Here is a 22,865-nt window from a genome sequence, read left to right as displayed (position 1 = left end):
TCAACGATAAAATAAAAAATAATGAACTATATACTTTTTGACGGAACCGTTCGCAATGCGTTACTTCCTTTTACTTTTACGCGTCCAGTAGCTGATATTCGTATCGGAATTTTAACCATTCGTGAAAAGTGGGAAAAATATTTAGGATATACTACCACAACACTTACCGAAGAATATTTGATGGAGAAATACCCAATGGTAGAAATGGAAGAGAACATCATGATTAACGCTTCGTTTTTGCCTAATCCAATTTTAATTGATATGGTTCAAAATCTGAATCCAAAAGAAGCGATTCTTTTTGGGGAAGAAATCATTGCTTTTCATACACATGACACACAAGAAGATATCGATTTTGATGAATATGAATTAATTGAATATGAAGGTGACGTTTTAAGAATTGAAAATACTTGGGATATTTTCGCAAAGAATGATGCGGCTATTCGTGAAGATTTTGAACTACTTACAGAAGATAGATTTTCTCAACCCATTCCAAAAAGCGTCAACGTAATTGCACCTGAAAACATCTTCATTGAAGAAGGAGCGAAGTTAGAATTCGTAACCTTAAACGCTTCAACGGGTCCAATTTACATCGGAAAAAATGCAGAAATCATGGAAGGTTCGGTTATTCGTGGACCATTTGCTTTGTGCGAAGAAGCACAAGTGAAATTAGCGACCAAAGTTTATGGAGCTACAACCGTGGGACCTCATTGTCGCATTGGTGGCGAAGTAAATAATTCGGTTTTATTTGGGTATTCTAATAAAGGACATGATGGATTTTTAGGGAATTCCGTTTTAGGAGAATGGTGTAACATTGGTGCCGATTCTAATAATTCCAACTTAAAAAACAACTACGAAGAAGTACGTTTGTGGAGTTATGAAACCGAAGGCTTTGCTCGCTCAGGTTTGCAATTCTGCGGATTAATGATGGGCGATCACAGCAAATGCGGTATTAATACCATGTTCAATACAGGAACTGTAGTTGGAGTTTCAACGAATATTTTTGGTTCTGGATTTCCAAGAAATTTTGTACCAAGTTTCTCATGGGGCGGTGCTTCAGGATTTACCACTTACATCACTAAAAAAGCTTTTGAAACCGCTAAAATTGTAATGAGTCGCCGTCATGTAGAATTCACCGAAGAAGACGCTAAAATTTTAGAACACGTTTTTGAAGAAACGAAGAAGTATAGAAAAGAGTAGTTTGATTAGAAATATTTTAATAAAAAGCCTATAAAATATAGGCTTTTTATTGTTCTGGATGTTCAATTAATTCATCGTAGTTGATAGTTTTTATTAGCCTTGTAAAAATGTCTTTCATTTCAAAGCATATACTCCAACTCGTAAATGAAAAATCTTCTTTATCTATAATTTTAATAGTATGATTCTTTTTAAAGATGAAAGTCGAATTGAAATATGTTTTTTCAAAATCATTATTACAAATCCCATTTGAATGAATATTGCAATTTCTATAGTCTGATATAAATTTTATAAATTCCAAATCTGAAGGTCTCATTTCTTTTGAATATTTATCTTTTGATAGATATCTGAATTTTTTATGCAGAGTTAATTTATCAAAAAGTTTTTCAATAATTTTTTCTTTTTGATTTTCATTGAAATCATTTTGATGTAAAAATTTAGATTCATCTTTTTTTATTTCTTGTATGATAAATTCATGAAATTTAGATTCTTCATAAAATTTATTAAAAATCAGATTTACACATGTTTCGAAAACAGCAAAACAACCCAATATTAAATTTTTTTCCAAGTTGTTAATATATTTCTTCTTTAGAACTTCATTTTCTTTTATTGCAAACAATTTTCTGATGTGATTATCAAGGAACTTTATTTCATTTTCATAAACATAAATTTCATAAATCTTAACTGGATTATTGGTTTTAAAAAAAATAAATGTATTTAATCCCAAATAATACTCATCAATTACAGTTTGAAATAGACCAAAAAAGTCTTTTCTGACATCATTATTTTTTAAATTTAGTTCTTTGGTTAAAGATTCAGTTTCATTGGTAATATTTTCAATGTCTGATTTTAACTTATCTAGTAATTCTCTATAATTCATTGAGATAGTTTCTTCCAAAATTAAAAATTATTTTGTAATACATTGGATAATGTTTCTGATTTTATTGAAATAAAATATTAAGTTTGCACTCTCAATTTTTTGACAACGATTTCATTAATTGAGTTGTACTTATGGAAAACAAGAAAAAAGTCGCTTTCTACACTTTAGGATGCAAATTGAACTTCTCAGAAACGTCTACTATTGCACGTGATTTTCAAAATGAAGGTTTTGAACGTGTTGATTTCGAAGAAATTGCAGATATTTATGTAATTAATACGTGTTCGGTTACCGATAATGCGGACAAGCAATTCAAGCAGATTGTTAAAAAAGCAATGAAGCTGAATGATAAAGCATTCGTAGCAGCTGTAGGTTGTTATGCGCAATTAAAACCAGAAGAATTAGCCGCAGTTGATGGCGTAGATTTGGTTTTAGGAGCAACCGAAAAATTTAAAATCACCGATTATATCAACGACTTGTCGAAAAACGACATGGGCGAAGTGCATTCCTGCGAAATCGAAGAAGCCGATTTTTATGTAGGAAGTTATTCAATTGGCGACAGAACTCGTGCTTTCTTAAAAGTGCAAGATGGTTGCGATTATAAATGTACGTATTGTACGATTCCATTAGCAAGAGGAATTTCTAGAAGTGATGCTTTGGAAAATGTATTGAAAAATGCTAAAGAAATTTCAGAACAAGGCATCAAAGAAATTGTTCTTACTGGAGTAAATATTGGTGATTACGGTAAAGGGGAATTCGGAAATAAAAAACACGAACACACTTTCTTAGATTTAGTAATAGCATTAGATGAAGTAGAAGGAATTGAACGTTTACGAATTTCTTCCATCGAGCCTAATCTGTTGAAAAACGAAACGATTGAATTTGTATCACAAAGCCGAACATTTGTGCCACATTTTCATATTCCTTTACAATCGGGTTCTAATGATATTTTAAAAAAAATGAAACGTCGTTATATGCGTGAATTATATACAGAACGTGTTGCAAAAATTCGTGAAGTAATGCCACACGCTTGTATTGGAGTTGATGTTATTGTTGGGTTTCCAGGGGAAACTGACGAACATTTCTTAGAAACGTATCATTTCTTGAATGATTTAGATATTTCGTATTTACATGTTTTTACCTATTCGGAAAGAGATAATACGGAAGCGGTTGATATGGATGGAGTAGTGCCAGCTAATGTACGTTCGAAAAGAAGTAAAATGCTACGCGGGCTTTCTGTTAAGAAAAGAAGAGCATTTTACGAAAGTCAAATTGGAACCAACAGAACGGTTTTATTTGAAAGTGAAAATAAAGAAGGCTATATCCACGGATTTACCGAAAATTACGTAAAAGTAAAAACCCCTTGGAATCCAGAATTAGTCAATACTTTACACGATATTCAATTAACAAAAATCGACGAAGACGGAAGTGTAAGAATAGAATTTGTTTTTCCGAAAAAGTAAAATTCAAATAAATGAATTAATAATTATTTTACAGTCTCTACTTTTTTTTATAAATTGGAATAAAATAACTTACAGAGTAATTTATACTTGCACCAAATTTCCCATCGTATGTTCGATTATAACCTGGAATAAATAAATTATCAAAGTTTTCAGGTTTTTTGTCATATACCAAATAGTTCAATCGTACCGAAAAACCCATATAAAGGTTATTAAATAACTCAGCTTTGATTCCACCAACAACTTCTAACCAACTTGCATTTAAGCCATCAAATTCTGCTCCTGAAATTATGGTGTTTTCACCATAATAATTTGTTGGATCATAGATTTTATAACTATTTAAAGTGTGATTAAAGCTACTTACTCCGTAACGCATTCCTATGTAAATCATGTTTTCCATGTCGAGCCAGTTTTCAAACGAGTTGTAATCAAAACCTACTTTAAAATACGTTCCTTTTGTAGTAAAGTTTAAACGGTCGTCGTCCACGGTTTTATCTTCGTTTCCAATTTCACCTGCTATGTAAAAACGCTTGGTTAAACGATAATCTCCAACTACTTCAAAACCTCTATAGTCTTTTTCGTAAAACGAACGCGCTATTTTGTGTAAATCAACGCCCAAGCGCAATCCATAGCGTTCAGGATATATAACTTTTGCGGTGTCTTTGGGTTGTGCATTTCCTAATAATGAAATACAAACCAAGCTCAGACTAAAAATAAATCTTAACATGTACTTCATTTTCGGTTTCTATATTAGGTTGCATTACTTCAATGTTTTGAATCCAGTTGTTGCCATCAGCAGTTAATTCAATTGGATTGATATCATTTAAATAAAATAGTGTTTTATAGCCACAAGCACGAGAAACATATTCATTGATTCTTTCATAGTTAAAAGTAATCAAATCAATATTGTCGTTTGCAGAATCGGTGTCGCTTCCGTTTTGGATAAAATTCAAAGTAGTAATATCAGCCGTTGTTCGCAATGGAACTTGAATTTTAGAGACTCCATTAAAAGGAAATCCTTGTGTGAAAGTAGGTTCAATTATACCTAAATTCGTAATATTTTTTAAAACAGAAGGATTAGTAGCGTCGTAAAACTCAATAATTAACCGAGGTGTTACGGGCGTTCCTTCAGCGCAAATATCATCTTTTTCGCAGTTCCAAAACGAAACGGCTAAAAGCAAGGATAGGGTTATAAAAACTAATTTTTTCATAAATTTTTTATTTTACCACATAGACACATAGTTTTCCAAAATGAGTTGAGACGTGACACTTTTCATAGTTTTCATAGCTCAGTGTTAATGAAATGCTATGTTTATCTCAAAAAAAATGCTTTTCTATGTTTCTATGTGGTTTAAATTTAATTATCTTTTTTCTAAAAGAACCACGTTTTCCACATGATGCGTTTGTGGGAACATATCCACGGGACGTACACGAACTACTTTGTATTTTTCGTCCATCAAAGCTAAATCACGGGCTTGTGTTGCCGAATTACAACTTACATACACAATTTTTGGCACATCTGTTTTTAATAACATTTCTACCACATCTTTATGCATTCCATCTCTTGGTGGATCGGTGATGATAACGTCTGGTTGTCCGTGTTGGTTGATGAATTCGTCGTTGAAAACGTTTTTCATGTCACCTACATAAAACTCACAATTGGTAATGTTATTGCGTTCAGCATTCGCTTTTGCATCAATAATTGCTTCTGGAACGGCTTCAACACCAATAACTTTCTTCGCTTTTTTCGAAACGAATTGCGCAATAGTTCCAGTTCCTGTATATAAATCGTAAACGGTTTCATTTCCAGTTAAACCTGCAAATTCTCTAGTGATTTTGTACAATTCATACGCTTGGTCGGAATTGGTTTGATAGAACGATTTCGCATTAATGCTAAAATGCAAGCCTTCCATTTCTTCCAAAATATAATCGCGACCATTGAATAAAATAATGTCTTGGTCATATAACGTGTCATTCAATTTTTGATTGATAACATATTGTAAAGAAGTTATTTGTGGAAAACGTTCAGCCAAGAAATTCATCATCAATTCGATTCCGTTTTTATCGTTTTCATAAAACTGAATCAACACCATAAGTTCTCCCGTTGAAGCAGTACGAATCATCAATGTTCGCAATAAACCTTCAACAGCTCTTGCATTGAAGAACGTTAAGTTGTTTTCGTTTGCAAATCGTTTGATTTCGTTACGAATTTCGTTTGATGGATCTTCTTGTAAATGACATTTTTCAATATCTAAAATCTTATCCCACATTCTTGGAATATGAAATCCTAACGCATTTTTATTGTCGAATTCAGTTCCTGATTGAATTTCAGCATCGGTCATCCAACGCGCATTCGAGAAACCAAATTCCATTTTATTTCGGTAGAATAATTGCTTTTCCGATCCTAAAATTGGCTCGAATTCTGGTAATTCAATTTTACCAATTCGTTTTAAATTATTATAAACTTCCTGATTTTTATAAAACAATTGTTGGCTGTACTTCATGTTTTGCCATTTACAACCACCACAAGCCCCAAAATGCTCACAAACTGGTTCAATTCTATGTTCTGAAAATTCATGGATTTTAATTGCTTTACCTTCGTAGTAGGCTTTTCTTTTCTTCATGGTTTGTACGTCTACCACATCGCCTGGCACTACATTTGGAAGAAATATTACTTTGCCATCAGGAGCTTTAGCTACCGATACACCTTTTGCACCTGCATCAAGGATTTTTACGTTTTCGAATACGATTTTTTCTGTTCTCTTTTTTCCCATGCAGCAAAAATAAGAATTGTTATGCTGATTTGATAATATATTTTACTTTTATAGCAAATTTCAATAAATATGAAAACGCACTTGGCTTTACTTCGCGGAATAAATGTTTCCGGTCATAATATGATTAAAATGGATGTATTGAAAACTGTTTTAGAAAATGCAGGATTTCAAAATGTACAAACATATATTCAATCGGGAAATGTTTTTGTGGATTCGGAAGAAGAACATGGCGCAAGTGTTGGGTTTAAAATCAAGCAAGAAATTTTCAAGGAATTAGGTTTGGAAGTTCCTGTGGTGGTTATTGGTAAAGAAGATTTGGAAGCGTGTTTAAAGAACAATCCGTATCTAAAAGAAAAAGAGTGCGATACAAAGAAACTATATGTAGCTTTCATTTCGAAAGAATTATCGAGTGGTGCTTTAAATGATTTAAAAATAAGTCAATTCAAACCTGATGAAGCCGCTATTGATAAAAGTAGAATTTACATCAAATACGCTGTAGGAGCAGGAAAAACAAGACTAGATCAAAAATATATTGAGAAGAAACTAAATGTAACTGCCACCATACGAAATTGGAATACTGTTACGACGTTGTTGGAAATGTTTTAGTTGAGAGATGGAAGTTGGAAGTAGGGAGTTTGAAGTTTTTTTCTTCCAGCATCCAACTTCCATCTTTCAACAAAATTTACTACTTTTGTAATCGGTTGATTTCTCACCACTAAGAAGGAATTGCGATGTAACAATCAATAAAAAACATTTTATGTCAGTTTTAGAAAAAATGAGTTCGGCTGAAGCTATTGCATTAGAAGACAAGTATGGTGCACACAATTATCATCCACTACCAGTAGTTTTGAGTAGAGGAGAAGGAGTTTATGTTTGGGATGTAGAAGGAAAGAAATATTACGATTTTCTTTCAGCTTATTCTGCAGTAAATCAAGGACATTGTCATCCAAAAATTGTAGGAGCAATGGTGCAACAAGCCCAAACTTTAACGTTAACATCAAGAGCATTTTACAACGATAAATTAGGGGTTTACGAACAATTTGTAACGAACTATTTCGGATTTGATAAAGTATTACCAATGAATACAGGAGCTGAAGCAGTAGAAACCGCTTTAAAATTGTGTAGAAAATGGGCATACGAGAAAAAAGGAATTAACGAAAACGAAGCTCAAATTATCGTTTGTGATGGTAACTTCCACGGAAGAACTACTACAATCATTTCATTTTCAAACGATGAAAACGCTCGTAAAAACTTCGGACCTTATACAGCAGGATTCATTAGCATTCCTTATGATGATATTGAAGCTTTAGAAAAAGCGGTGAATTCTTCAAAAAATATTGCAGGATTCTTAGTAGAACCTATTCAAGGCGAAGCGGGTGTTTATACTCCATCAGAAGATTTCCTTAAAAAAGCAAAAACAATTTGTGAATCCAATAACGTTTTATTCATTGCCGACGAAGTACAAACAGGAATTGCAAGAACAGGTTCATTGTTAGCTGTTTGTGGGAATTGTACTTGTGAAGCAAAATGTGAAAAACAAGCAACTTATACACAACCCGATATTTTAATTTTAGGAAAAGCGTTATCAGGTGGCGCTTATCCGGTTTCGGCGGTTTTAGCAAATGATAGCATTATGAATGTCATTAAACCAGGACAACACGGTTCTACTTTTGGAGGAAATCCGGTTGCGGCTGCGGTTGCTATGGCGGCTTTAGAAGTAGTGTCAGAAGAAAGCTTATCTCAAAATGCTAGAAAATTAGGAAACATCTTCCGTAAGGAATTAGCAAAATTCATCGAGACTTCAAACATAGCTACTTTAGTAAGAGGAAAAGGTTTGTTGAATGCCGTTGTAATTAACGATACTGAAGAAAGCGATACGGCTTGGAACATTTGTGTACGTTTAGCAGAAAACGGTTTATTAGCAAAACCAACACATGGAAATATTATTCGTTTTGCGCCACCATTAGTAATGACAGAAGAACAATTGAGAGATTGTGTTGGGATTATCATTAATACTTTAAAAGAGTTTGAAAAATAAAATGGAACAAAATTTAGAATTAAATCAATTAGCAAAAGATGCTTTAAGAGAAGGTGCTAAATGGACGTTTTTCTTATCTATTCTTGGATTTATTGGAATAGGGTTTATGTTAGTTGTTGCTATTTTTATGACCATTACCTTTTCGGCAATGCCAAGTGAATTGAATGGTTATGGAATGCTTGGAGCCATGAGAGGTTTTATGTCATTAATTTATTTTTTAATGGCAGTAATTTATTTCTTTCCAGTTTATTATTTATATAAGTATTCTACCAATTTAAAAACAGCACTTCAGTTTAATAATAGTAATTTATTGGCTGATGCTTTTGTGAATTTAAAATCGCATCATAAATTTTTAGGAATTGGAATTATAATATTTATATCACTTTATTTGTTAATTCTTGTTGGGTTGTTATTCACCGTTATTGGATCATCAATATTTTAATATGTTTTTAAAATTATATAAAAATCCTGATGAAAATCGGGATTTTTTATTTTACATACTTATTTGTTATTTTATGCGTTGTATACAAAAATGATTTTTATGCTTCGATTTTTATTTTGCTGTTTTTTGATTTCTTCAGTTACTTTTTCACAAGAAAAATTCACGGTATACTTTGATACCGATTCTGATCAATTAAAACTTTCTGAATTGATTCGTTTTGATGATTTTTTTAGAAATAAAAAAGTCAAATTCACTAAACTTATTGGTCATTGCGATTATCGTGCTTCAAATGGTTATAACGATACTTTGGCGTTCAATAGAGCTAAATTTGTATCTCATATTATTGAAAAAGTTGCCGATCAAAAACAAATTGAAATCGAAAGTAAAGGAGAAAATTTCAAACAAAATTCCGATTTAAAACTGAACAGAAAAGTAGAGATTTATTACCAAGAATATATCCCAATAGTAGTTGAAGTTGAATCTTCAAAACCTAATTTATTCAATCAAGTTTCAACTGCAAAAGTAGGTGATAAGTTAGTGTTGAAAAGCTTACATTTTTACAATCGATCTGGAGTTTTTGTACCTGAATCGCGTCCCATTCTAGAGGAATTATTAAAAATTATGATGGCTACTCCTAATTTAAAAATTGAAATTCAAGGTCACATTTGTTGTCAAAAAGGAACCGATGTGGAGGATACGGCTAAAGTTCGTGCTTTGGCAGTCTATAATTATCTAATAAACAACGGGATTAATAAAAATAGATTGAGTTATAAAAGTTTTGGAAGTACACGACCTATTCATACTATTCCCGAAAATAACGAAGATGAACGAAATGAAAATAGAAGAGTGGAAATTCAAATTGTTGCCAATTAAGGTGTAAAATGATTTGCTTTTAAGTGTTTGTAAATGAATTTGTTATTTAAATTTAAAAAGTTCTTTTTAATAATAAGTTTTTTTAATACGTTTTATTTTTTATATTCGTTACATTAAAATACCCCAAATGAAATACGTATTACTGCTGTTTGGATTCTTACTTTCAGCACAAGAAAAGGCGAGTTTTTATTTTGATTTTGATCAAGATGTGTTTAACCCAAAGCAGAACGAATTGTTTATGACTTGGTTGAACAAAGATGAAAACCGCGAAATTCTAGTAATAAATGGGTATTGTGATTGGTACGGAACCTTTGATTATAACGATACTCTAGCTTATAAAAGAATAAATAGTGTTCAAAAGGGACTTAAAATCAATGAAAATTCTACCATATTTTATAGTGATAAATTAGTGATTAAGGGATATGGAGAAAGAGTTCAAACGAAAAAAGAACGACGTTATAATAGAAGAGTAGATGTTTTTTATAATGTAATTCCTAATAAAATTATTGTAGAAGATAACACTCCTATTGTGGTTCATGATTCTGAGGTTTACACGAATCAATTTGTTGAAAAAAAACCTGAGGATAATAGTTATCAGTTTGAAGAGGCAAGAGTTCCTGATGCTGATGAATTGATAGAACCAGTAGGACTTTATAATACACCTTATGATAAAGCTAAAGTTGGTGATAAATTAGTAATGAACAATTTGTATTTTTATGATCGTTCTGGTATTTTCGTTCCTGAATCATTACCAGTTATGGAAGAGTTATTGCAATTTATGATAACGCATCCAAAAGTAAAAATCGAAATTCAAGGTCATATATGCTGTCAAATAGGTGATGATCCTGAAGATATTGCCCTTGTGAGAGCAATTGCTGTTCATAATTATTTGGTTGCAAATGATATTGATGATGAAAGATTATTGTATAAGAGTTTTGGAAGTACACAACCTATTCATAAAATTCCTGAAAAAAATGAAAAGGAAAGAAATGAGAATAGAAGAGTTGAAATTTTAATTTTAGAGAATTAATATAATAATATATGCGTTTTTTTTTACTGTTTTTTTTGTTTTTAGGACTCAATTCTTACTCTCAAGATAAAGTTTCATTTTATTTTGATTTTAATAAGTATACTCTCAATAATGATCAACATGAAAAATTAGAACATTGGTTAAAATATCATTCAGAGTCTTTGATTTTATTTATGATTGGAAGAGCCGATGAAAAAGGATCAATATCATATAACGATGAGTTGTCATTAAAAAGGGTAGATGAAATTTCTAAATTAATACATAATAAAGTTAATTACAGTAAATATTTTAACAAGATTAATTTAGGAGAAAAATTTTTATCATCACATGTAGATTATGAAAACCGAAGAGTTGATTTATATTACATAGATCATAAATTTGCGAGATACGAAGATTTAATTGTTAATAATATTAATGTTGAGACTGATCTAGATAAAGTTAAAGTAGATAAATCAATTGAATTTAAATCTCATATATCTGCAGCTTCTTTATTAGATTCTATCAACGCTAACCCAATTAATACACAGTTTAGATTAGATTTAATTCATTTTGAAGTTGATTCAGAAAAATTAATACCAGAATCTAAAACGGAATTAAAAAAATGGATTGAAGTGTTAAAACTAAATCCAAAAATTAAAATTATTATACAAGGTCATATTTGTTGCGTGCCTAGAGATGATTATTATTTATCAACAAGAAGAGCTAAAGAAGTAACAAAGTTTTTTCATGATAATGGTATAGAAATTGACAGAATGAAATATATCGGATTTGGGCCTACGAGGCCTATTTATCATATTCCTGAAAGAAATGGAATTGAAGCTAAATTAAATCGTCGTGTAGAGATAATTATTGTAGATAAATAAATCCATTGAATTAATAGACTACTATGAAATTTTTACTTACTTCAATATTTTTTTTGTTTTCTCTTATAATTTTCTCTCAAGAAAAAGTTGTTTTCTTTTTCGATAATAATAAGTTTGAATTAAACAAAACAGAATTGGCTAAATTCCAAAAATGGATTGCTGAAAATGCAACTTCAAAAATTTTATCGATAACGGGTTCAACGGATGAAGTTGGAAGTACTGGTTTTAACGATACTCTGTCTCAAAAAAGGGTAAGTTATGTTTTCAATCAAATTAAAGGAAAAGTAAACATCAGACCTGATTTTAAAAGTATATCATTAGGAGAAAAAGGAGCAACTTCAACCAGTAAAGCAGATAATCGTAAAGCCATTATTCACTATTTATTAGAAAAGGATTTAGAAAAAGAAGATGAGGTTTTAGGAATCAAAGAAGCCGAACCAGAAGTTATAATTCCAGATGATGCACCGTTAGCTGAAAAAGTGAAGTTAGCAAAAGTGGGGACGAAAATTACCTTGAAAAATATTAATTTTTACCAAAATACCTTTGCTACAATGCCCGAATCGCAAGGAACTTTGTATGATTTGCTTTTTGTAATGCAAAACAATCCCGAGTTAAAAATCGAAATTCAGGGACACATTTGTTGTATTGATAAAGATTACCGAAATTTATCTACCGATAGAGCAAAACAAATTAAGCGTTTTCTCGTTTATAATGGTATTCAGGAATATCGCGTAAAAACAAAAGGATTTGGAGTTTCGCAACCGATTTATCCCATTCCAGAAGCAACCCCTGAACAAGCTGCAGCCAATCGAAGAGTAGAAATTGAAATTTTAAGTAAAACAAGATGAAAAAAGTAATAAGTTTATTTGCACTGCTACTAGTAGCTTCTTTTGTAAGTTGTAATGATGATTGTGATGAAGGAAATAAACCAACTCCTGCTTCTTTTTTTGTTGAGATTGTAGACGAAACTTCTGGTGAAAATGTGTTTGAAAACGAAACCTATACCATGCAACAAATTACTGTTGAAGATTTAGATGAAGTTTCAATTCCGTTTGAATTTATAGAAAATACAAATCTTATTCAAATATTTCCACCCGTTGTAAATCCTATAGGAAATTCGTTTCTCATTAAATTGAATAACGAAACTACAATGCAAATGAATGAAATCAATGTAAACTACGATGTTTCATCTAAAAAAGAAGAATGCTTTACCACTTTTAAAATTGAAAATATTTTGTTTCCAAATAACGATTCGGAATTGGTTGAAGCTGTTCATGTTATAAAAATTTAACAAATTCTAAATTCATACTTCTAAATTCTAAATTTTAGAACTATCTTTGCGCCACAACAACAACACACTACATTCATGAGTTCTGATACGAGCAAACGCTACAATTTAAGAGGAGTTTCGGCTTCTAAAGAAGATGTGCACCAAGCTATCAAAAACATCGACAAAGGCTTATTTCCACAAGCATTTTGTAAAATCATCCCTGATTATTTAACAAACGACGACCATTATTGCATCATTATGCATGCTGACGGAGCAGGAACAAAATCTTCCTTGGCCTATATGTATTGGAAAGAAACAGGCGATATTTCGGTTTGGAAAGGAATTGCTCAAGACGCTTTAATCATGAATATAGATGATTTATTATGTGTCGGAGCAACCGATAATATTCTACTTTCATCAACCATTGGAAGAAATAAAAATCTAATTCCAGGCGAAGTCATTTCAGCTATTATCAACGGAACAGAAGAATTAATTTCAGATTTAAAAAATCACGGCGTTACGATTCATTCTACTGGAGGTGAAACTGCAGATGTAGGCGATTTAGTTCGAACGATTATTGTAGATTCAACCGTAACAGCTCGCATGAAACGTGCTGATGTAATTGATAACGCAAATATTCAAGCAGGAGATGTTATTGTAGGATTGGCTTCTTTCGGACAAGCTACTTACGAAAAAGAATACAATGGCGGAATGGGAAGCAATGGATTAACTTCAGCTCGTCATGATGTTTTTGCCAAATATTTAGCGGAGAAATATCCAGAAAGTTTTGATGCTTCAGTTCCAAATGAATTAGTGTATTCAGGTCAAACTAAATTGACAGATGCTGTTGAAAATAGTCCAATTGACGCTGGAAAATTAGTGCTTTCTCCTACGAGAACGTATGCGCCAGTAATCAAAAAGATTTTATCAAAATACAATTCCAATCAAATTCACGGAATGGTTCATTGTTCTGGTGGTGCGCAAACAAAAGTGCTTCACTTTGTAGAAAACGTTCACGTGATTAAAGATAATTTATTTCCAGTGCCACCATTATTTAAATTGATTCAAGAAAATTCTAAAACGGATTGGAAAGAAATGTATCAGGTATTCAATTGTGGTCACAGAATGGAAGTATACGTTCCAGCCGAAGTAGCACAAGATATTATCGAAATTTCAAAATCATTAAACATCGACGCACAAATCGTAGGAAGAGTAGAAAAATCAGATAGTAAGAAATTAACAATTACATCCGAATACGGAAAATTTGAATATTAATTTGTAGAGACAAGTCATGACTTGTCTTTCTGTTTTTAATGAAATTAAAATTTACAACACAACAACAATAAAATGCAACACAACGTATTAATTTTAGATTTCGGTTCGCAATACACCCAATTAATTGCCCGAAGAGTTAGAGAATTAAACATTTTCTGCGAGATTTTTCCATTCGATAAAATTCCAGCAGATTTATCATCATACAAAGCCGTAATCTTAGGAGGAAGTCCATGTTCAGTTCGTTCTGAAGAAGCATTACATCCAGATTTATCTCAAATTAGAGGTAAAATGCCATTATTAGCCGTTTGTTATGGAGCACAATATTTAGCCCATTTTTCTGGTGGAGAAGTTGCGGCTTCAAATACAAGAGAATACGGAAGAGCTAATCTTTCGTATATCAAAGAAAACGAAGTGTTTTTAGAAGGTGTTTCTGAAAATAGCCAAGTTTGGATGAGTCATTCTGATTCAATCAAGAAATTGCCTACTAATGGCGTAATGATTGCTAGTACAAAAGATGTAGAAAACGCAGCTTATAAAATTGAAGGAGAAACTACTTATGCGATTCAGTTTCACCCAGAAGTATACCATTCAACCGATGGAAAACAAATGTTGGAAAACTTCTTAGTGAAAATTGCACAAGTACCTCAAAATTTCACGCCAAACGCTTTCGTAGAGGAAGTAGTTGCAGAAATGAAAACTAAAATCGGAAACGATAAAGTAGTTTTAGGACTTTCTGGTGGTGTAGATTCAACAGTAGCGGCAGTTTTATTGAACAAAGCAATTGGAGAAAACTTATATTGTATATTCGTAAACAATGGATTATTACGTAAAAATGAATTCCAAAATGTACTAAATCAGTACAAAGGAATGGGATTAAATGTAAAAGGAGTTGATGCTTCGGTACGCTTTTTGGATGCGTTAGCTGGGTTAGATGATCCAGAAGCAAAACGTAAAGCCATTGGAAAAGCGTTCATTGAAGTTTTTGATGATGAAGCACACCAATTAACTGATGTAAAATGGTTAGGTCAAGGTACAATTTATCCTGATGTTATCGAATCAGTTTCAGCAACTGGCGGACCTTCAGCAACGATTAAATCGCATCATAACGTAGGTGGATTGCCTGATTTTATGAAATTGCAAGTGGTAGAACCTTTACGAATGTTATTCAAAGATGAAGTGCGTAGAGTAGGAAGAAGTTTAGGAATCGACGAAGAATTATTAGGTCGTCATCCATTTCCAGGACCAGGATTAGCGATTCGTATTTTAGGTGATATTACAGCGGAAAAAGTAGCTATTTTACAAGAAGTAGACGCGGTTTTTATCAACGGATTAAAAGAACACGGATTATACGATAAAGTATGGCAAGCGGGAGCAATCTTGTTGCCCGTAAATAGTGTAGGAGTAATGGGCGATGAGCGTACATACGAAAAAGTAGTAGCTTTACGCGCAGTTGAATCTACTGATGGAATGACAGCAGATTGGGTACATTTGCCGTATGAGTTTTTAATGAAAATTTCTAATGAAATTATAAATAACGTTAGAGGAGTAAACCGAGTGGTGTATGACATCAGTTCGAAACCACCTGCAACGATTGAATGGGAATAAAATAAATTTTTCAAATTCGACATATAAATTTCAATAGCAATTATTTTTATTCTATTTTTACGATATAAATTGCTATTGAAATTTTTGTTTAGTATTGTTTTTAAATTAAGATTATGATAAAAAGAGTTGTTTTTCTTTTCAGTTTGATTTTTCTTTTCGCGTTACCTGTTCAATCTCAGATTAAGCATGTAGTAGCAAAAGGGGAAACCGTTTTTCAAATCGCAAAAAAATATGAGGTAACACCTTTTGATATTTATCGATTAAATCCAGATGCGAAAAATGGTGTTAAGGAAAATACTACACTATTAATTCCCAATGGTACAGTAAATAAAGCTGTAAAACATACTGTTGAACCGAAAGAAACACTTTTTGGAATAAGCAAAAAATATAATGTTTCAGTTTCTGATATCGAAACCTGGAACAAGATAGTTTTGGAAAATGGTTTAAAAATTGGACAAGAAATTTTTGTATCAAAACCTTCTTCTGCTGAATTAAGTATGGCTTTATCAAATCTTGCGAGACCCAAAGTTATATCAAATGCAACAACTCATGTTGTTGAGGCAAAGGAGACAAAATATGGAATAGCAAGTCGTTACGGATTAACCGTTACCGAATTAGAACAACTAAATCCTCAAATCATTGGTGGTTTAAATATTGGTGAAACAGTAATTTTAAAACCTGGTGTTGTTTCTAAAAAAATATCTTCGGTTACATTAGTTGATTATGAAGTACAACCTAAAGAAACAATGTATAGTTTGTCTAAAAAGTTTGATATTTCTCAAGGTGAATTAATTACTTTAAATCCTGATTTACAAGATGGGGTCAAAATCGGAATGATTTTAAAAGTCCCATCAAACGGAGGGGTTGTATTTGCAAAAACAAAAGATTCTGTTTTAGTTGCAAAGAAGAAAATCAACCTTATAAATTCAGTAGATAAGTCAAATCAAAGAAGTCTAGTTTTACTTTTACCGTTCAATATGAACAAAATTGCAACGGATTCCTTAAAAACTAAAACGGAACAATTAAAAACCAACAAATTTTTAAATCTTACATTAGATTTTTATGCTGGTGCACTTATGGCAATCGATTCGGCAAAAACACTTGGGTTGCCAGTTAATGTAAAAGTTTATGATGTAGAAAGTACTAAGTATTCATCAAATGTTGCATCGATTATTTCTAAAAATAATTTTGAAAATGTTGATGTAGTAGTTGGTCCTTTCCAAAATTCAGTTGTGGAAACTACAGCGCAATTGCTTTCAAAATATAATGTTCCGGTTATTTCGCCACTTTCAAAAGAGAGAGGTTTACCAATGAATAATTTATACTATTCAGTTCCTTCTGAAGACTTGTTAAAAGATTCAATGTTTAACTATTTTAAATCTAAAAATGGAAATGTTGTAGCGGTAATAAGTTCCAAGAAAACAACTTCAAAAGATTTTATAATCGCAAATTATCCTGAAGTAAAACATGCTCTTTTTAATGATAAAGGTGCATTAGATGTGGCGCTTTTAAAATCTCAATTAGTAAAAGGACAAAAGAATTTTGTGTTAATGGACATCGAAAAAGCAAGTTCTATTTTAAATATTACCAACATTTTAAAAGTATTGCAAAAAGAATACGACATTCAATTGGCAGTTTTTGAATTGTACGATGCTTTAAATTTTGAAGAAATTCCAATGAAAAATCTAGCAGAATTGAAAATGTTATTCCCATCGGCTACAAAAGTGGCTTCAACACTAGAAGAAGTACAATTTGAAAAAGAGTTCAAAAAAATAAATAACATTTATCCTAATGCAGCTGCTAAAAAAGGATTTGATGTTATTTTTGATTCCTTGTTACGAATTTGTCAACCAGAAGGTTTTGTAAAATCAGTTTCAACAACTAGGACAGAATACATAGAAAACTCATTTGATTACAATTCTAGTAACGGATTAATTTCAAATAACGCGACGTATTTATTGTATTACGACACTGATTTAACGATTAAACAAGCGCAATAATGGCAACTTCAAAAGTGACTTATTTAGGTGATTTACGCACCTCTTCCATACATTTACAATCAGGTTCAGAAATTATTTCGGATGCACCACTAGACAACAACGGAAAAGGAGAAGCCTTTTCTCCAACCGACACTGTTGCTAACGGATTAGCTAGTTGCATGTTCACCGTTATGGGAATCAAAGCACGTGATTTAGACGTAGATTTTTCAGGTTCCACCGCAGAAGTAACCAAAATCATGGGAACCGAACCAAGAAGAATCACTGAAATTCACGTAACTTTCCATTTCTATATCCATCCCGACGAAAAAACAAAAACTATCCTAGAAAGAACGGCTATGACTTGCCCAGTTTTTTATAGTTTACATCCTGATATTAAAAAAGAGATTATTTTTAATTGGAAATAATTAAACAGAATTTTATCCACAATCTTGTCATTCCGAAGGAATCTCTTTTTATGAAGTTATTTTCAATAATCTTATTATTTGCTTTTAATTCAATTCAGTCTCAAAATTTTGAAGGTGAATTGATCTATACTGCAAAGATGGATGGTTATGTGATTTATAAATCGGATACATTGAAATTTAAAGATTTAAAAGATAAAATGATTCAAAAAGGGGAGTATTTTGATTCTCTCAATATTAAGATTAATGATTTGGGTTATGTCAAAAAAATCAACAATGGTAAAAACGAAACTGTAATTTTAAATTTCAATAAAAAAAAGAAATACATAATTACCGAAAATGAACTTACTGTTGATGATTTGAATTTTAGAAATATCTACAATAGACAATTAGGTGCAGATTATAGTCATAATGAAATCATTGAGTTGACGCAAAATGATACAATCATAAAATTCAACAATACTGAAATTAAAGCCAATAGGATAACTGTTAAGAAAAAATACTCAAAGGAAATCTATTTAATTTCTCATGATTTTTTAAAACTTCCTGTAAAAAGAAATATTTTGATTAGTGAAGATAATCAGATTTATGATAAAGAAGTGGAAGATTTAATAGGTTCTAATTTAATTTTAAAATATACGATGACAACAACCTTGTTAGGCTATATGATTGTTGATATCGAACTGTCAAAAATAGAACAAAAAGAAATTCCGATATCTTATTTCGAAATCCCAAAACATATTGAAGATAAAGAGTTGAAAAAAATCAACAAAGATTCTGAAAGATTCAAATTTTACAAAATAGTGAATTAGTCTTTCATCTTTTCTCTTTTTTCTATCCTCTCAAAAAAATGACCAACCAAGAACTTCTCGTAAAACTCGCACACACTAAAATGCCGTTTGGTAAATACGAAGGCTATTACTTAATCGACCTTCCGGAGTATTATGTGGTTTGGTATGCCAATAAAGGTTTTCCAAAAGGTCAATTAGGCGAACAATTAAAATTGGTCCACGAACTCAAGCTAAACGGCTTAGAAGAACTGGTTCGAAACATCCGCCGAAACTTTCCAAAACAAAAATAAATTGTTTACAATTTAATTACAAAATTGATACATCGACTAATTGGCACATTGACTAATTAGTGTTATCTTTGCACGATTTTATTACAGATAAAAGATATTTATCGCAACAACAACACAACAACAATACAATGAACCAAACTAAGTACATTTTTGTTACCGGAGGTGTGACTTCTTCTTTAGGAAAAGGAATCATCGCAGCTTCGTTAGCCAAATTATTGCAAGCCAGAGGATACCGAACGACCATTCAAAAGTTTGATCCATACATCAACGTGGATCCAGGAACATTAAATCCTTACGAACACGGAGAATGCTATGTAACAGACGATGGAGCAGAAACAGATTTGGATTTAGGTCACTACGAGCGTTTTTTAAACGTTCCTACTTCTCAAGCGAACAACGTAACTACAGGAAGAGTCTATCTTTCAGTTATTGAAAAAGAGCGTAGAGGAGAATTTTTAGGAAAAACGGTTCAGGTAGTACCTCATATCACAAACGAAATCAAGGAACGCATGCAGTTGCTTGGAAAATCGGGTGATTTTGATATTGTAATTACTGAGATTGGTGGAACTGTTGGAGATATTGAATCATTACCTTATATAGAGTCAGTACGTCAATTGATTTGGGAATTAGGTGAAAATAACGGAATCGTAATTCATTTAACGTTAGTGCCTTATTTGGCTGCTGCCGGAGAATTAAAAACGAAACCAACACAACACTCGGTAAAAACTTTAATGGAAAGCGGAATCAAAGCTGATATTTTAGTTTGTAGAACCGAACATGAAATTTCGCAAGATTTACGTCAAAAATTAGCGTTATTTTGTAATGTGAAAAAAGAAGCGGTAATTCAATCTATTGATGCTTCCACTATTTATGAAGTTCCAAATTTAATGTTGGAAGAAGGATTAGATAGAGTAGCGTTGAAAAAATTAGATTTACCAGAAAAAAATACGCCAGATTTAACCAACTGGAACGAGTTCTTATTTAGATTGAAAAATCCAAAGCACGAAGTAAACATTGGTTTGGTTGGAAAATATGTAGAATTACAAGATTCGTACAAATCAATTTTAGAAGCGTTTATTCATGCTGGAGCTGCAAATGAGACAAAAGTAAACGTAATTTCTGTTCATTCTGAGTATTTAGATGCCAATTCGGCAGATAGTCAGTTGAAAGATTTAGATGGTATACTTGTTGCACCTGGTTTTGGTGGTCGTGGAATTGAAGGTAAAATCGAAACGGTTCGTTACGCGAGAGAAAATAATATTCCGTTTTTTGGAATTTGTTTGGGAATGCAAATGGCAGTAATTGAATATTCGCGTAATGTTTTAGGTTATACTGATGCCAATTCAACTGAAATGAAAGAAAATACAACTCATCCAGTAATTAACTTAATGGAAGAGCAAAAAAATATTGAAAACAAAGGAGGAACTATGCGTTTAGGTGCATGGAAATGCAGCATAAAAGAAAACACGTTGGCACAAAAAATCTATGGTAAAACTGAGATTATGGAGCGTCATCGTCACCGTTACGAATTCAATGGTGCGTATTTAAACGAATTAGGACAAGCAGGATTAGTAGCTTCTGGAGTAAATCCAGATACGAAGTTGGTAGAAATTGTTGAAATTCCTACACATCCTTTCTTTATCGGCGTTCAATACCATCCTGAATATAAGAGTACAGTCGCTAATCCGCACCCACTTTTTGTGAGTTTTGTAGCCGCAGCTGTACAACATAAAACTAAATAAACGTTCACGTAAGACTGAACATTGAACATTACTAAGTAGATGGAAGAAAAAAAATTAGACCTTAATTCGATTATCGGATTTGTATTGATTTCTGGAATTTTAATTTGGATGTTATATTCAAATGCTCCAACACCAGAAGAAATAAAGGAAAAAGAGAAAAAAGAGCAATTAGACAAACAAGCTAAAGAAGTTAAAACAGTATCTTCAACCGTTGCAGCAACGCCAGTAGCAGACTCTACTAAAAATGTAGAAGCGCAAGCACAATTAGGTTCTTTTGGATATTCTGCAACACTTCCATCGGCTACAGATGCTGTTACTGAGATCAAAAATGAAGTTTTATCACTTAAAATTTCTAATAAAGGTGGTTATATCGTTGATGCAACTGTTTTAGGTTTTGATCAATTTGAGAAAAATTCGAAAAAAGCAGTTCAAATTATCAAAGACAAAAACGCTTCTTTAGACATCGCGTTAAATACGACTGATAACAGAACGTTGCATACAAAAGACATGTATTTTGAACCTAAGTTGACTACCGAAGGTAAAAATCAAGTCTTAACGTTACAATTAAAAGCAGGTCCAGATCAGTTTTTAGAATACCGTTATGTTTTAAAACCTAACGAGTACATGTTAGATTTTGCTATCCGTTCTCAAGGTTTAGAAAAAGTTGTCAATACTTCAAAACCATTAGATTTAGAATGGCAATTAAAATCATACAGAAACGAGAAAAGTGTTTCGTATGAAAATCGTTATACTGAGTTAGTTTTCGAATATGAAGATGGAAAAGACGATTATTTAAACGCGGCGAAAGATTCTGAAGATGAAGCAAATGACGTTTCATACATCGCTTTCAAACAACATTTGTTTACTTCTATTTTATTAACAGATACGAAATTCAAAACAGCTAAATTCAAATCAGATAATTTAGTTGATGATGAAGAAATTGATACTGTTTTTACTAAAAATTTCACAGCTCAAGTGCCATTAGAATTTAAAAATGGAGCTTTAAACTATAATATGAATTGGTATTATGGTCCAGCGAAATATGAAATTTTAAATGATTACGAAAGAAATCTAGACGAAATCATGCCGTTAGGTTGGGGAATTTTCGGATGGATTAACCGTTATATTTTTATTCCAGTTTTCGGATTTATTTCAGCATTAGGAGTAGGTTACGGAATTGCGATTGTATTATTTACGATTTTAGTTCGTATTGTAATGTCGCCAGTAACATACAAGTCTTATTTGTCTCAAGCAAAAATGAAGGTTTTACGTCCTGAAATTGCGGAATTGAATGAAAAATTCAAAGACAATCCAATGAAGAAACAACAAGAAACAATGAAGTTGTATTCTAAAGCCGGTGTAAACCCTATGGCAGGATGTTTACCAGCCTTGATGCAAATGCCGATTTTCTATGCGTTGTTTCAGTTCTTCCCATCGATGTTTGATTTAAGACAAAAGTCTTTCCTTTGGGCAGATGATTTATCTTCATTTGATGCTGTACTTCAATTGCCTTTCCATATTCCATTTTATGGAAGTCACGTGAGTTTATTCCCAATCTTAGCTTCTATCGCTATTTTCTTCTATATGAAAATGACAACGGGTGACCAAGCAATGAGCACACCACCACAAGAAGGTATGCCAGATATGGGTAAAATCATGAAAATTATGATTTACATTTCGCCTGTAATGATGTTATTCTTCTTTAATAATTATGCATCAGGATTGAGTTTGTATTACTTCATTTCTAACTTAATTACGATTGGAATTATGTTGGTTATTAAAAACTACATCGTGAAAGAAGATAAAATTCACGCTCAAATTCAAGAGAATAAAACTAAAGAGAAAAAGGAAAGTAAATTCCAGAAAAAAATGCGCGAAATGATGGAGCAAGCAGAAGCTCAAAAAGCCGCACAAAAGAAAAAATAAGTTTTATTTTAATA

The 22,865-nt window shown here is 32.0% G+C and carries 22 protein-coding genes; 18 read left to right on the top strand and 4 right to left on the bottom strand.

Going from position 1 to position 22,865, the window contains the following annotated elements; genetic code table 11:
* Positions 1-21 precede the first annotated feature (21 nt).
* Positions 22-1,197: a GlmU family protein gene (locus GFJ94_RS01520; protein WP_153199711.1), complete on the top strand. Its 1,176-nt coding sequence runs from the start codon at positions 22-24 to the stop codon at positions 1,195-1,197.
* A 46-nt stretch (positions 1,198-1,243) separates the two neighbouring features.
* Here GFJ94_RS01520 and GFJ94_RS01515 read toward each other — a convergent pair whose 3' ends face one another.
* The gene (locus GFJ94_RS01515) at positions 1,244-2,092 is read right to left on the bottom strand and encodes a hypothetical protein (RefSeq protein ID WP_153199709.1); all 849 of its coding nucleotides are present in this window, start codon (positions 2,090-2,092) and stop codon (positions 1,244-1,246) included.
* A 113-nt stretch (positions 2,093-2,205) separates the two neighbouring features.
* On the opposite strand from GFJ94_RS01515, the gene mtaB reads away from it, so the two are divergent.
* Entirely contained in the window at positions 2,206-3,534 is a 1,329-nt protein-coding gene (gene mtaB, locus GFJ94_RS01510) for a tRNA (N(6)-L-threonylcarbamoyladenosine(37)-C(2))-methylthiotransferase MtaB (protein ID WP_153199707.1), read from the top strand.
* A 37-nt stretch (positions 3,535-3,571) separates the two neighbouring features.
* Here the strand turns inward: mtaB and GFJ94_RS01505 are convergent, their stop codons facing one another.
* The 3 genes from GFJ94_RS01505 to rlmD all read right to left on the bottom strand — a co-directional run bounded on the left by GFJ94_RS01505 (position 3,572) and on the right by rlmD (position 6,305).
* A complete protein-coding gene (locus tag GFJ94_RS01505) occupies positions 3,572-4,258 on the bottom strand; it encodes a DUF6048 family protein (protein WP_153199705.1) in 687 nt (228 codons plus the stop codon).
* On the bottom strand, positions 4,239-4,742 hold the full coding sequence (locus tag GFJ94_RS01500; protein WP_153199703.1) for a DUF6452 family protein: 504 nt from the start codon (positions 4,740-4,742) through the stop codon (positions 4,239-4,241). Before GFJ94_RS01500 ends, GFJ94_RS01505 begins: the two co-directional genes overlap by 20 nt.
* Before the next feature lie 150 nt (positions 4,743-4,892).
* The gene (gene rlmD / locus GFJ94_RS01495) at positions 4,893-6,305 is read right to left on the bottom strand and encodes a 23S rRNA (uracil(1939)-C(5))-methyltransferase RlmD (RefSeq protein WP_153199701.1); all 1,413 of its coding nucleotides are present in this window, start codon (positions 6,303-6,305) and stop codon (positions 4,893-4,895) included.
* 69 nt (positions 6,306-6,374) lie between these two features.
* Here rlmD and GFJ94_RS01490 point away from each other — a divergent pair, with 69 nt between their 5' ends.
* The 16 genes from GFJ94_RS01490 to yidC all read left to right on the top strand — a co-directional run bounded on the left by GFJ94_RS01490 (position 6,375) and on the right by yidC (position 22,851).
* The gene (locus GFJ94_RS01490) at positions 6,375-6,911 is read left to right on the top strand and encodes a DUF1697 domain-containing protein (protein WP_153199699.1); all 537 of its coding nucleotides are present in this window, start codon (positions 6,375-6,377) and stop codon (positions 6,909-6,911) included.
* 151 nt (positions 6,912-7,062) lie between these two features.
* Positions 7,063-8,343, top strand: a complete 1,281-nt coding sequence (gene rocD, locus GFJ94_RS01485; protein WP_153199697.1) for an ornithine--oxo-acid transaminase — start codon at positions 7,063-7,065, stop codon at positions 8,341-8,343.
* 1 nt (position 8,344) lies between these two features.
* Positions 8,345-8,785 carry a DUF5362 family protein gene (locus GFJ94_RS01480; RefSeq protein WP_153199696.1) on the top strand — a complete coding sequence of 147 codons (441 nt, stop codon included), beginning with the start codon at positions 8,345-8,347 and terminating at the stop codon, positions 8,783-8,785.
* A gap of 99 nt (positions 8,786-8,884) precedes the next feature.
* Positions 8,885-9,658 (top strand): OmpA family protein, encoded by a 774-nt coding sequence (locus tag GFJ94_RS01475; protein WP_162523769.1) that lies wholly within the window; start codon positions 8,885-8,887, stop codon positions 9,656-9,658.
* 127 nt (positions 9,659-9,785) lie between these two features.
* Positions 9,786-10,688, top strand: coding sequence for an OmpA family protein (locus GFJ94_RS01470; RefSeq protein ID WP_153199693.1), 903 nt, complete (start codon positions 9,786-9,788; stop codon positions 10,686-10,688).
* Positions 10,689-10,861: 173 nt separating this feature from the next.
* Positions 10,862-11,551 carry an OmpA family protein gene (locus GFJ94_RS01465; RefSeq protein WP_238989420.1) on the top strand — a complete coding sequence of 230 codons (690 nt, stop codon included), beginning with the start codon at positions 10,862-10,864 and terminating at the stop codon, positions 11,549-11,551.
* 23 nt (positions 11,552-11,574) lie between these two features.
* Positions 11,575-12,399 (top strand): OmpA family protein, encoded by an 825-nt coding sequence (locus GFJ94_RS01460; protein WP_153199689.1) that lies wholly within the window; start codon positions 11,575-11,577, stop codon positions 12,397-12,399.
* Entirely contained in the window at positions 12,396-12,842 is a 447-nt protein-coding gene (locus tag GFJ94_RS01455) for a hypothetical protein (protein ID WP_153199688.1), read from the top strand. The genes GFJ94_RS01460 and GFJ94_RS01455 overlap by 4 nt, the downstream gene beginning before the upstream one ends.
* A 75-nt stretch (positions 12,843-12,917) precedes the next feature.
* Positions 12,918-14,096 (top strand): AIR synthase related protein, encoded by a 1,179-nt coding sequence (locus GFJ94_RS01450; protein ID WP_153199686.1) that lies wholly within the window; start codon positions 12,918-12,920, stop codon positions 14,094-14,096.
* A 72-nt stretch (positions 14,097-14,168) separates the two neighbouring features.
* Positions 14,169-15,701, top strand: coding sequence for a glutamine-hydrolyzing GMP synthase (guaA, locus tag GFJ94_RS01445; protein WP_153199684.1), 1,533 nt, complete (start codon positions 14,169-14,171; stop codon positions 15,699-15,701).
* 113 nt (positions 15,702-15,814) lie between these two features.
* Complete coding sequence (locus GFJ94_RS01440) at positions 15,815-17,701, top strand: LysM peptidoglycan-binding domain-containing protein (RefSeq protein ID WP_153199682.1); 1,887 nt, start codon at positions 15,815-15,817, stop codon at positions 17,699-17,701.
* Complete coding sequence (locus GFJ94_RS01435) at positions 17,701-18,105, top strand: OsmC family protein (RefSeq protein ID WP_153199680.1); 405 nt, start codon at positions 17,701-17,703, stop codon at positions 18,103-18,105. The genes GFJ94_RS01440 and GFJ94_RS01435 overlap by 1 nt, the downstream gene beginning before the upstream one ends.
* A gap of 50 nt (positions 18,106-18,155) precedes the next feature.
* Positions 18,156-18,914: a hypothetical protein gene (locus GFJ94_RS01430; protein WP_153199678.1), complete on the top strand. Its 759-nt coding sequence runs from the start codon at positions 18,156-18,158 to the stop codon at positions 18,912-18,914.
* Between the two features lie 38 nt (positions 18,915-18,952).
* Positions 18,953-19,183, top strand: coding sequence for a DUF3820 family protein (locus GFJ94_RS01425; RefSeq protein ID WP_133607617.1), 231 nt, complete (start codon positions 18,953-18,955; stop codon positions 19,181-19,183).
* Positions 19,184-19,311: 128 nt separating this feature from the next.
* Positions 19,312-20,925, top strand: a complete 1,614-nt coding sequence (locus GFJ94_RS01420; protein WP_153199677.1) for a CTP synthase — start codon at positions 19,312-19,314, stop codon at positions 20,923-20,925.
* A gap of 39 nt (positions 20,926-20,964) precedes the next feature.
* The gene (gene yidC, locus GFJ94_RS01415) at positions 20,965-22,851 is read left to right on the top strand and encodes a membrane protein insertase YidC (protein WP_153199675.1); all 1,887 of its coding nucleotides are present in this window, start codon (positions 20,965-20,967) and stop codon (positions 22,849-22,851) included.
* Positions 22,852-22,865 lie beyond the last annotated feature (14 nt).

The sequence above is a fragment of the Flavobacterium sp. LMO8 genome (genome assembly GCF_009495755.1).
Lineage (GTDB): Bacteria > Bacteroidota > Bacteroidia > Flavobacteriales > Flavobacteriaceae > Flavobacterium.
Note: the sequence above shows the minus strand (reverse complement) of the source record. Positions and strands in the feature narration are given on the sequence as shown.

Coding starts and splice junctions, on each gene's coding strand:
- GFJ94_RS01435 (WP_153199680.1), top strand. CDS start 17,701: ATGGCAACTTCAAAAGTGACTTATTTAGGTGATTTACGCACCTCTTCC.
- GFJ94_RS01490 (WP_153199699.1), top strand. CDS start 6,375: ATGAAAACGCACTTGGCTTTACTTCGCGGAATAAATGTTTCCGGTCAT.
- GFJ94_RS01520 (WP_153199711.1), top strand. CDS start 22: ATGAACTATATACTTTTTGACGGAACCGTTCGCAATGCGTTACTTCCT.
- GFJ94_RS01425 (WP_133607617.1), top strand. CDS start 18,953: ATGACCAACCAAGAACTTCTCGTAAAACTCGCACACACTAAAATGCCG.
- GFJ94_RS01450 (WP_153199686.1), top strand. CDS start 12,918: ATGAGTTCTGATACGAGCAAACGCTACAATTTAAGAGGAGTTTCGGCT.
- GFJ94_RS01480 (WP_153199696.1), top strand. CDS start 8,345: ATGGAACAAAATTTAGAATTAAATCAATTAGCAAAAGATGCTTTAAGA.
- mtaB (WP_153199707.1), top strand. CDS start 2,206: ATGGAAAACAAGAAAAAAGTCGCTTTCTACACTTTAGGATGCAAATTG.
- GFJ94_RS01475 (WP_162523769.1), top strand. CDS start 8,885: ATGCTTCGATTTTTATTTTGCTGTTTTTTGATTTCTTCAGTTACTTTT.
- GFJ94_RS01455 (WP_153199688.1), top strand. CDS start 12,396: ATGAAAAAAGTAATAAGTTTATTTGCACTGCTACTAGTAGCTTCTTTT.
- GFJ94_RS01470 (WP_153199693.1), top strand. CDS start 9,786: ATGAAATACGTATTACTGCTGTTTGGATTCTTACTTTCAGCACAAGAA.
- GFJ94_RS01465 (WP_238989420.1), top strand. CDS start 10,862: ATGATTGGAAGAGCCGATGAAAAAGGATCAATATCATATAACGATGAG.
- GFJ94_RS01460 (WP_153199689.1), top strand. CDS start 11,575: ATGAAATTTTTACTTACTTCAATATTTTTTTTGTTTTCTCTTATAATT.
- GFJ94_RS01430 (WP_153199678.1), top strand. CDS start 18,156: ATGAAGTTATTTTCAATAATCTTATTATTTGCTTTTAATTCAATTCAG.
- GFJ94_RS01440 (WP_153199682.1), top strand. CDS start 15,815: ATGATAAAAAGAGTTGTTTTTCTTTTCAGTTTGATTTTTCTTTTCGCG.
- yidC (WP_153199675.1), top strand. CDS start 20,965: ATGGAAGAAAAAAAATTAGACCTTAATTCGATTATCGGATTTGTATTG.
- guaA (WP_153199684.1), top strand. CDS start 14,169: ATGCAACACAACGTATTAATTTTAGATTTCGGTTCGCAATACACCCAA.
- rocD (WP_153199697.1), top strand. CDS start 7,063: ATGTCAGTTTTAGAAAAAATGAGTTCGGCTGAAGCTATTGCATTAGAA.
- GFJ94_RS01420 (WP_153199677.1), top strand. CDS start 19,312: ATGAACCAAACTAAGTACATTTTTGTTACCGGAGGTGTGACTTCTTCT.
- rlmD (WP_153199701.1), bottom strand. CDS start 6,305: ATGGGAAAAAAGAGAACAGAAAAAATCGTATTCGAAAACGTAAAAATC.
- GFJ94_RS01500 (WP_153199703.1), bottom strand. CDS start 4,742: ATGAAAAAATTAGTTTTTATAACCCTATCCTTGCTTTTAGCCGTTTCG.
- GFJ94_RS01505 (WP_153199705.1), bottom strand. CDS start 4,258: ATGTTAAGATTTATTTTTAGTCTGAGCTTGGTTTGTATTTCATTATTA.